Source organism: Aureimonas sp. D3 (genome assembly GCF_001463805.1).
GTDB lineage: Bacteria > Pseudomonadota > Alphaproteobacteria > Rhizobiales > Rhizobiaceae > Aureimonas > Aureimonas ureilytica_A.
The window spans coordinates 1-8,506 of record NZ_BBWM01000089.1 but is presented as its reverse complement, the minus strand read 5'-3'; the positions used below and the strand labels follow the sequence as shown (position 1 = coordinate 8,506).

Sequence of the window (8,506 nt, the reverse complement as noted above, 5' to 3'; positions counted from 1 at the left end):
GTAACGAAGCGGCGGGATCTGGGTTGCCCCGTTCGATCGGACTCGTTTGGGCACACCCCTGTGCGGCGCGGCGTTGTGACACCGAAACCGGCGCACCATGATCGTTACCCGACGATGTGACAGGCGCCTTGGGACTGCCATCCATATGGGACAGGCCGGCCTATCCTGTGGGGGCAATGGCGTCCTGAGCGATGCGGAATGGCTCACGCGCCGCGTCTGGGTTCGCTCGCATCATGGCGAGAGCCATAGCTTCGAAGTCGGCCGCCACAATCGTCGCCCACGTCGCCATCGCCCTGCCGTTCGTCAGACCACTAGCGTTCACGGTCGCGCAGACCGGCCGCATTGCCTCAAAATGCTCATCAGCCTGTCGATAGTGAAGCGTGACAGCTTTACGCTGCGAATGCGCGAAAAGTCGGCATGGCTGATGCCGGTTGCCTCCTGTGCCTTGCGCGTCGTCCATTCCCTCTCATCCAGTATCTTGAGGATTTCAGACGCTATCAGCGCCTTAGCCTGCAAAAGGTCCGCATTGGGACGCCCTAAGTCGCGGAAGACGTTACCGCTACCGTGGATGAGTTCCATATCGTCGCTCATTTCAACTTCTCCTTCAGGCAGCAACACGCCGCTTCCGTGACCTGTGCATGTCCAATGAATGGAAGCTTACGAACAAGGACGCCGAAAGCCTGAGCAGGTGACCAACGCGCTTCTTCGGGTGATCGAACGGGAGCCGGACGCGGTGCGTCAGGCGCTGGCGTCCTAAGGTGCCTTGGTTCCATCCCGTTCGCGGCCGAACTTTATGTCGAAGCGTCGGCTTATTATGGTGGCCCATAGGGCCATGGCGGAACCTGCTGCCAATGCGACAAGAAGAAACCAGATCAGAGGATCAACGGTGTCCATCTCCATCCTCCGCGTTCACACTCCGATTGTAGTGCGAACGGAGACGGAAGGCGACGCATCGTTGTAGCGCCGATGGGCAGCAGCTCGGCCACTCCACGTCGAAAGCCAGCGGTTTGTGTGGCGAATGTGGGAAATGTGCGATGTGTGCATGTCCCACATTTTGTGAAAAGCGTCACCCTTTTCACCCTTTTCACAGTTTGTGGGGAATGTGAGGAATGGGCATGTGGGGTCTTTCGAAGTGTGTTTGTTATGGCAGGATATGTGATGATGTATTACACATCGCGAAAGGCCATGCGGCCAGGGAGCCATGACACGTGCCCAAGGATGTTTGCGACGAGGAAAAGCTGCGCGTGATGGTCTCGCTCCGGCTGACCCAGGCCGAGCATGCCAGCCTCACCGCGCTCGCCCACGAGCACCAGACGAGCCAGAGCCAGATGCTGCGCAGGCTCATCCGGACCGCCTCCGGCCTACCCGACGTGCCCGACGCGCAGGCGATCCAGACCCTGAAAGCCTCCGGCGAGGAACTGCGTCGCATCGGCGTGAACCTCAACCAGGCCGTTCGCGCCCTGCATGAAGGGCGGGCTCACTTCCAGAAGGAGCTTTCCGAAGGCCTGCTTCTGGTGTCCCGGATCGTCTCGGGCATGCAGCAGACCCTCAAGCAGTCCGCCCGGTTGGCACAACAGAGCGCCCGCCAACGTCTCGCCAGGGAGGGATAGTCCGGCATGGCAGGCATGGCGGGGTTCCTGGACGAGATCGCAGGCGTGGCCGCGCGCGTGGAGACCTTCCGCGCGGCCTATACACGTACGCCCGCACGCCGCTCGTTCTCTCTTCCCAGCCCGTTCGCTGCCCCGGCTGCGGAAGACGACGAGGACGAATGGAGACGTCGCCGGGCTCCTGGCTCCCAGGGCCAGCCGCTCGCCCCACCCGTCTCGAAGCGCCGAGCGGCCACGCGGTCCGCTCCAGAGGCAGTCTCGCCTGCGCAGACGGCTGACCTCAGGCCAATCATCAACAAGGCCACTCTGGCAACCGGGGCGCAGCCGGCTCTGTTCAAGATCATCAGCGGAGCGTCGGGCGCGCGCCGTGTCGGCGCGCTTCTGAACTATCTCGGCACGCGCGAGGACGAGCGCACGGGCCAGAAACACGACATTCCGATCGTCACCGAGCGCGGCGAGGTTCTGCGCGATGGCGAGGATCGGGATGCCCTTCTGGACGACTGGCAGTCCCGGTTCAGCACCCATGCGAAGGGCAAGGATGTCGGTCGGTTCGTGATCGAGCATACCGGCTCGGACCTGGCGCCCTCCCGGATCGCGGAGATGTTGCAGGAGGCGTTCGAGGGACGCCGGCTGGCCTTTGCGATGGAGAGCACGGGCGAGGACGCCAACACGCTTCAGGTCGTGGTCGCCCTGTCGGCGCGCGGCCACAAGCTTCCCCTGTCGCCCAAGGCTCTCGGCCGGGTGGAAACGACCCTCGCCACAAAGCTTGCCGAAGACGGACACGAGGTCTCCCGGTTCGCCCTGGTGCAGACGGGCCATGCGGTGGAGGGGGTGCGCTATCAGCTGGGTCTTCTTGCCGAGGGCACTTGGGGTCCTGGCTTCGATGCGTCCGGCCATCACCTGGCACCCAGCCAGGTCAATGCGCAGACCCGGGTCTGGGGGCGCGAGATCGGATCCTACAGCCCTCGCGACGTGACCCATGCCCTGTTCAGCGCGCGCGAGGGCACCGATCCCGACGCCTTCTTCGCGGCGGTGCAGGCGGTGATGGATCGCGAGTTTGCCGGTCACCGCTGGGTCGCCGCCCAGCATCACGACAAGGGGCATGTCCACGTGCACGTGGCCATGGTTCACAAAAGCGAAGGCGGTGAGCGTCTGCGCCTGTCGAAGGCCGATCTGGCGCGGACCCGCGAGGCGATCGCCGAGGCGGCGCGCGAGCAGGACATTTCCATGGTGGCCACACGCCGCATCGATCTGGCGGCCTCGCGTCCCTTCACCGCCGCCCATGCCGAACTGGTGGAGCGCGGCGTTGCCGGCGAGGCGACGGTCCGGCGGGTCGAGGCGAAGCGGTCACGCGCCTTTGCGCCCGAGCCGCATCCGGCGCTCCAGGAGCCCTACGCTCAGGTGGTGGACGAATGGGCGACGGCCAATCATGTTCTGAGGATCAGCCAGCAGATCGAGGCCGCCGCGGTCGCGGCCGGGTGGATCGACCGGTTCGCGCAGCACGGCATCCTAGCCCCCGGAATGGCACAACCCGAACGATTCGAGCTCGCGGGCAAGCTGGTGAGTTTTGCATTGGCGCCGCACGAGTTCGAAAAGGGTGCCCAGGGCAACTCCTATGCCGTGATCGACACGGGCCAGGGAGAAAAGACGGTCTGGTCGCCCGATCTGGCGCGTGCCGTCACAGAGGCCGGGGCAAGGCCCGGTGACCGCGTTCATCTGCGAAGCATTGGCCGTGACGCCGTGATCCCATCGCAGAAGGACCCCGATCGAGCGGTCACCGTGGTTCACCAAGCTCCAGCCGGGCAAAGGACGTGGGAGGTCCACATTCTGGAGCGCTGGAGCGCGCGCGATGGCGCGAAAGAAGCCGGTGCCGCGACCAGCCCATCTGCGCCATCCCAACCCAGCCCAGACATGGCCAACGAACCCAAGCGAGGAAGAAGCTGGGTCCGCACGAGGGACGACGACATGGAGCCCGGTCTCTGACGCAAGGCGTCATTCATGCAGCTGGTCGCGACATGGCCTGAATACCGTCACGCGCACGTCGCGAAACCGAATAGATCGGCAGAGTGGCGAAAGCCTTGAGGGTCGTCGGGTAGAGCGCCCGGCATCCTCCCCAAAAGCCTGCGGTTCACTCGCCAGCACGGCACGGCGCTCAAGCTGCGATAGGCGGCTCTGCAAGCTCGATGCGGTCCAGTTGGTCTGCAAGCGCGCGCTCGGCGTGCCACAGGTCATAGGCGGCCTGCATCCGCGTCCAAATCTCCGCGCCATTCCCGCAGAACTTACCCAAGCGCAAGGCCATCTCAGGCGACACGGCGCTATCGCCGCGCAGGATGCTGTGCAGGGTCTGCCGCGATACGCCAAGCCGCTCGGCGGCGGTGGTGACAGGCATTTTCAGCGCCGGCAGAACGTCCTCCCTGAGGATCACACCGGGGTGAATGGGCGGCCGGGCCCGATCCCGGCGGTTCTCTTCATGAGCCATGATAGTCCTCCAAATCGACATCGACCGCGTTTTGACCGTCGAAGCCGAAGGTGATGCGCCAGTTCCGAGACACCGTGACCGCATAGCGGCCGGCGAGGTTGCCCGTCAGCGCGTGGAAGCCGAAGCCAGGGAACTTCATGGCCTCCGGCTTTGACGCCTGATCCAAGGCAGCGAGAATGCGATCGATGCGATCGACCCACGCGGCATTCAGCCCCGAGCTATCGCTTTTGGTCCAGAACCTCTTGAGCGGCTTGCTTCGGAAGCTTTCGATCATGTGGATAAGTGTAAGGGCCAACCTTACAGTGTCAAGCCTCAATTTACACACAGCCGGGTGTGATGCTGCGCACAAATAAGATAGCCGCCACGGCTTTTAGTGCCGGAATTTCTAGCCCTTAAACAGGCCGGTTCATGCACCGCATCAACTGGTGCGTACTGCGTCCTCGAGAAAAATTGCACCGCGTCACGCACCATCCTCCAGCTTCACACAGGCGCGCCGTGCATCGGTGCATGTCATCGCGAATGACGCAGGACGCACCGCCATGAAGCTCACCCTGAGACAGGCTGCGGCAGAGGTCGGCCGGTCTAAGTCCACCCTGCTCCGAAGCATCCAGTCCGGCAGGCTCTCCGCCGAGCGCCAGGATGATGGGGGATACCTAATACACCCCGCCGAACTGTTCCGGGTCTATGAGCCACGCACCGATGCAGTGACGCATGACGCACCACCCGAAATCGTCAGTGAAAACGCAACGTTGAAGGCGCAGCTTGAAGCGGTGCAAGAAGTGGTGCGTAGGCTCGATGCCCAAATCGCAGACATGAAGGAAGACCGGGAAGACCTGCGGAAGGATCGCGACCACTGGCGCGCCCAGGCAGATGCTGCGCAACGGTTCCTGACCGACGAACGAGCGAAGCCCCCAGCTCCAGCGCCGCAACAAGAACCGGCACCAGTGGCCGCGCCCCAGCTCCCAGATGGCCGCCTTGCCCGGCTCATGAAGGCGTGGAAGGGCTAAGTTTCGGCCCTGCGGTCCCAAACAGCTGCCTATTCCCTCAAATTTGCCCGCCAGCGCGCGTTAAACGGGCGGATCGGCTTTGCCTGCTTTTATCTTCCAAGCCGTTTCTTTGCCCGTTTTGAGGGCCGTAGAAGAGGAATGATTTTTGGATTGGTTTTTGGGTGTCAGGAGTGTCACCCCTGCATTCCCCGAGAGAACCGACCCAGAGAACGGCGGAAATGCCGCCTTCGGGGTCTCGGCCAGCCAGCGCGCCAGTCCCTTGGCCTCTTCGAAGAACGGCAGGACCAAAGCCGTCAACCGAACCGTGAGGCCCAGGTGAAGCCCTCGGGCGTTCCGGCGCGTCTCGATCTCGACATAGCCATGGCGGACCAGATCCACGAGATAGCGCCGGATCGTGCGCGCCGATCGCGACATGATCGCGCCGGCCGTGCCCTTCGTGATGGCGGTTTCCCGGCCCTTGCCGCACCGGGCGCGCAACACCTGCAGGAATGCCTTGGCGTTCGGGGTCAGCCTGTCGTCGCGGGCCGCCGTGGTCGCCATGGGTTGGGCATACTGGCGGCTTTTGGCTGGCGAGGGGCGGGCGTGTCGGGGGCGGTGCGCGGGTGGTGCGCGGTGCGTCATGCCCTGCGTCACGGCGCATTGCGGCGTTCCAACCCCTGCCGATCGGTGGGAAGCCTCGGCGCGAGAGATGAGGCCGGCCGCATGGTCGCGCCAGATCGCGGCGCGCGCCAGGAAGTCGGGATGCGGCTGGCTGGCGCCTTCACTGGCGAGGGCAAACAGGTCCGGCAGGGTGTCGCCGCCATGGCAATACCCATCCGCTGGCGCTGCCCGGAATAGGGGCGCGCGGGGTCGTTCTGCCGTCATCGGTCCATCCTTGCGCGAGGCAAAGCAAGTCCGTGGCGGGCGAGCCGCATTTTGATTGACGATGAAGTCGGAGGTGCCTAATTCTGAGGGCAACCACGCTTCTCAGATCAGGCTCCAAGCGGCTCCCGCTTCGGGGCCTTTTCTATGCCTATGGCGTCTCCGGTTTCGTGAGGTTCGGCGTCATGTGGCGCTCGGCTGGGATAGCCGCGCCACGTCCGCCGGTGAGAGTTCGGCCCGGTCAGCCTTCGCGATTAAAGCGCGCAGGACTTCCGAACGAGAGGATGCGCCGAGTTGCGCCTTGAGCGCGTCCAGCGATGCCACGTCGTCACGATGCAGAATGGCCTCAACCGAAGTCATGCCTTCGGCGCGGCGGCGCGCGCGGAGGCGGGCAGCGTCTTCGGAATGATTGCGGACACGGGGTGCGGCCATAGCTGCGACTCGTCTGGTTTGCGACTAGTCGAACCGTAGGCGAGTTGGGCCAGCAATGCCATGCGCTTCGTGCGAGGCCGCGTCAGCCCCAGGCAAGGCCCCATTCGAGGATGTACAACATCTTCGCCTATCCTGTCTTTGCAGACAGTGAGCGACAGGCCGCCAGCGAAGAGCCCTGCAAAGCCGGGGAGCCCTGTTGCGCGAAGCAACAGGTAAATGCGCTGTTTGCTCTCGCGCACAGATCGGCCGGCGCTGAAATGACACTGGTGGTGAGGTCGTGAACCATGCCGCACGACCCCATCACAGGTCACTTTTCCTTCTTGTCGAATGCCCATCTTCCAGTAGGTTCCGGAGCAATGAATCAAGCACCCGCGCCCTCCACTGCCATTCCATTCGACGTGGGTTCTTACACTGCGGCAGAGGCTGCGCGTCTTCTTGGCACTTCGGCCCTGAACGTGCGCCGATGGATGCTAGGCTATAAACACGGGTCGAAGGGGGCGTTCTCGCCACCCTTATGGACTTCACAACTCGCCATGATCGAGGATCACCTCGAGATTGGCTTCCGCGATCTGATCGAACTGCGCTTTGTGAAGGCGTTCACAGATGCCGGCGTTGGTCTCTTGGCGGTACGCAACTGCCTCGCCTATGCCCGCCAGTACGTACAGGACGACCATCCCTTCTCCACGCAAAGGTTCCGGACAGACGGACGGACCATCTTCATGGAAAGCACCGCTGACAGCCAGGAGCCGAAGCTGATTGACCTGAAGAAGCGGCAGTTCGTTTTTCAGACAGTCTTCGAGCGCAGCTTCAAGGATCTCGACATCGAGCACGACGCCGTTGCCCGCTGGAGACCCTACAAAGGCAAACCGAGCATCGTGCTCGATCCGGTGCGCGCTTTCGGCCAGCCGATCGCAGCAACTTCTGGTGTTCCAACCATCGTCCTATCGGATGCTGTGAAGGCCGAGGGAAGTGTTGATCGAGCGGCGCGTCTCTACGAGGTCGCTCCAAGTGTTGTGCGTGATGCCGTCAACTTCGAAGAGGGTCTGCGGGCAGCGTGAAAGTCATGGCGGACGAACACCTGTCGCCATACCTCGCCCGCGCCCTTCGGGAACTCTTCGCCGCCGACCATCAGGTGGAGCACATTCGCGAGCGGTTTGGCCCAGCCACTACAGACCTGTCGTGGATTCAAGCGCTCAGCCAAGAAGGCGGGTGGGTTATCCTCTCAGCCGATCGCCGGATCACTCGCAACCGGACCGAGCTTCATGCCTTCCGATCATCAGGTCTTATCGGGTTCTTCCTGTGTCGAACCATCTCTGAGAAGCCAGTCCAAAAGCAGATGATCCGAATTCTGCAGGTCTGGGACAGCATTGAAGCGCAGGTGAAGCTCGTCCGCCCTGGAGCCATGTTCGAAGTCTCCGAACGTGGCGAGAAGTTTAGAAGCCTTTGAAACCTGACATCTACAAGTGTGCAGTCTGCGCCTTTGTCAGTTCGATCCCCAACGCAAAACGCCCTTGCCGGGGGAGGACCGGCAAGGGCGTTTGAGAGAAGCCGAGGGGTGGGAGGAACCCGTTCGGCCGGTCCGCTTCAGCTGGGGGAGGACCAGCTGAAGCGAAAGGGGGAAACTAGGAGCGGACCGCCTGACGGGCGATAGCCGGGATGTCAGAGCGGGAGATGCCGAGGTCCGAAAGTTCGCGCTGCGAGAGACGGTTCAGTTCGGCGGCCGTGTTGCGATACTGGCGCCAGGTGCTGAAGGAGCGAGCGAGGGACATGGTGTCTTCCTTTCGGGCCCGGCCTCTCATCGGTGGTGGCCGGCGTGTGCTTGGTTCTTCCGATGCGCAGAACCTACGCCTCGTCAGCTCCCGCCAGTAGCGCAAAGGTCGAAGGGGAGCCTTGCAGCTGTTGGCTATCGAGTGCCCGCACATCCGACATGCGGCCGGCGCATGGATTGCGCCATGCGGCTCGCTTGCAGCCGGCATTGACTGCGTTTGGCACCCCACGGGGACAAGAATTCCCTCGCCGGCCCTCAGCCGGCGAGTTGTCAAACAGGTTCTCAGGACTGAAGCCCGCTCACCCCCGCAAGTTCATCAAACTCAATGCCTAAAACCCAATCGTCGCCTGTT

11 protein-coding genes are annotated in these 8,506 nt (G+C 63.1%); 5 read left to right on the top strand and 6 right to left on the bottom strand.

What is annotated here, in order from left to right; genetic code table 11:
* Positions 1-318: 318 nt before the first annotated feature.
* Positions 319-591: a helix-turn-helix domain-containing protein gene (locus tag AUL36_RS22780; protein ID WP_062224531.1), complete on the bottom strand. Its 273-nt coding sequence runs from the start codon at positions 589-591 to the stop codon at positions 319-321.
* A 617-nt stretch (positions 592-1,208) separates the two neighbouring features.
* Between AUL36_RS22780 and AUL36_RS22775 the strand changes: the two genes are divergently transcribed.
* On the top strand, positions 1,209-1,610 hold the full coding sequence (locus tag AUL36_RS22775; protein WP_062224529.1) for a plasmid mobilization relaxosome protein MobC: 402 nt from the start codon (positions 1,209-1,211) through the stop codon (positions 1,608-1,610).
* Between the two features lie 6 nt (positions 1,611-1,616).
* On the top strand, positions 1,617-3,590 hold the full coding sequence (locus AUL36_RS22770; protein ID WP_062224528.1) for a relaxase/mobilization nuclease domain-containing protein: 1,974 nt from the start codon (positions 1,617-1,619) through the stop codon (positions 3,588-3,590).
* A gap of 169 nt (positions 3,591-3,759) precedes the next feature.
* Here AUL36_RS22770 and AUL36_RS22765 read toward each other — a convergent pair whose 3' ends face one another.
* Positions 3,760-4,086: a HigA family addiction module antitoxin gene (locus AUL36_RS22765; protein ID WP_062224526.1), complete on the bottom strand. Its 327-nt coding sequence runs from the start codon at positions 4,084-4,086 to the stop codon at positions 3,760-3,762.
* Positions 4,076-4,360, bottom strand: coding sequence for a type II toxin-antitoxin system RelE/ParE family toxin (locus tag AUL36_RS22760; protein ID WP_062224524.1), 285 nt, complete (start codon positions 4,358-4,360; stop codon positions 4,076-4,078). Before AUL36_RS22760 ends, AUL36_RS22765 begins: the two co-directional genes overlap by 11 nt.
* A 265-nt stretch (positions 4,361-4,625) precedes the next feature.
* On the opposite strand from AUL36_RS22760, the gene AUL36_RS22755 reads away from it, so the two are divergent.
* A complete protein-coding gene (locus AUL36_RS22755) occupies positions 4,626-5,093 on the top strand; it encodes a hypothetical protein (protein WP_062224522.1) in 468 nt (155 codons plus the stop codon).
* 60 nt (positions 5,094-5,153) lie between these two features.
* Here the strand turns inward: AUL36_RS22755 and AUL36_RS24370 are convergent, their stop codons facing one another.
* Together AUL36_RS24370 and AUL36_RS22745 are read right to left on the bottom strand one after the other, a co-directional pair.
* Positions 5,154-5,633, bottom strand: coding sequence for a hypothetical protein (locus AUL36_RS24370; RefSeq protein ID WP_062224520.1), 480 nt, complete (start codon positions 5,631-5,633; stop codon positions 5,154-5,156).
* Between the two features lie 504 nt (positions 5,634-6,137).
* Positions 6,138-6,386: a ribbon-helix-helix protein, CopG family gene (locus AUL36_RS22745; protein WP_062224518.1), complete on the bottom strand. Its 249-nt coding sequence runs from the start codon at positions 6,384-6,386 to the stop codon at positions 6,138-6,140.
* A 284-nt stretch (positions 6,387-6,670) separates the two neighbouring features.
* Here AUL36_RS22745 and AUL36_RS22740 point away from each other — a divergent pair, with 284 nt between their 5' ends.
* Positions 6,671-7,444 (top strand): hypothetical protein, encoded by a 774-nt coding sequence (locus AUL36_RS22740; protein ID WP_244497204.1) that lies wholly within the window; start codon positions 6,671-6,673, stop codon positions 7,442-7,444.
* Between the two features lie 5 nt (positions 7,445-7,449).
* Positions 7,450-7,833 carry a hypothetical protein gene (locus AUL36_RS22735; RefSeq protein WP_244497203.1) on the top strand — a complete coding sequence of 128 codons (384 nt, stop codon included), beginning with the start codon at positions 7,450-7,452 and terminating at the stop codon, positions 7,831-7,833.
* 175 nt (positions 7,834-8,008) lie between these two features.
* Here AUL36_RS22735 and AUL36_RS23565 read toward each other — a convergent pair whose 3' ends face one another.
* Positions 8,009-8,155, bottom strand: coding sequence for a DUF1127 domain-containing protein (locus AUL36_RS23565; protein ID WP_082656035.1), 147 nt, complete (start codon positions 8,153-8,155; stop codon positions 8,009-8,011).
* Positions 8,156-8,506: the final 351 nt, after the last annotated feature.

Excerpts from the sequence above, each read along its gene's own strand:
- AUL36_RS24370 (WP_062224520.1), bottom strand. The coding sequence starts at position 5,633 with ATGGCGACCACGGCGGCCCGCGACGACAGGCTGACCCCGAACGCCAAG.
- AUL36_RS22755 (WP_062224522.1), top strand. The coding sequence starts at position 4,626 with ATGAAGCTCACCCTGAGACAGGCTGCGGCAGAGGTCGGCCGGTCTAAG.
- AUL36_RS22765 (WP_062224526.1), bottom strand. The coding sequence starts at position 4,086 with ATGGCTCATGAAGAGAACCGCCGGGATCGGGCCCGGCCGCCCATTCAC.
- AUL36_RS23565 (WP_082656035.1), bottom strand. The coding sequence starts at position 8,155 with ATGTCCCTCGCTCGCTCCTTCAGCACCTGGCGCCAGTATCGCAACACG.
- AUL36_RS22760 (WP_062224524.1), bottom strand. The coding sequence starts at position 4,360 with ATGATCGAAAGCTTCCGAAGCAAGCCGCTCAAGAGGTTCTGGACCAAA.
- AUL36_RS22735 (WP_244497203.1), top strand. The coding sequence starts at position 7,450 with ATGGCGGACGAACACCTGTCGCCATACCTCGCCCGCGCCCTTCGGGAA.
- AUL36_RS22745 (WP_062224518.1), bottom strand. The coding sequence starts at position 6,386 with ATGGCCGCACCCCGTGTCCGCAATCATTCCGAAGACGCTGCCCGCCTC.
- AUL36_RS22740 (WP_244497204.1), top strand. The coding sequence starts at position 6,671 with ATGCCGCACGACCCCATCACAGGTCACTTTTCCTTCTTGTCGAATGCC.
- AUL36_RS22770 (WP_062224528.1), top strand. The coding sequence starts at position 1,617 with ATGGCAGGCATGGCGGGGTTCCTGGACGAGATCGCAGGCGTGGCCGCG.
- AUL36_RS22780 (WP_062224531.1), bottom strand. The coding sequence starts at position 591 with ATGAGCGACGATATGGAACTCATCCACGGTAGCGGTAACGTCTTCCGC.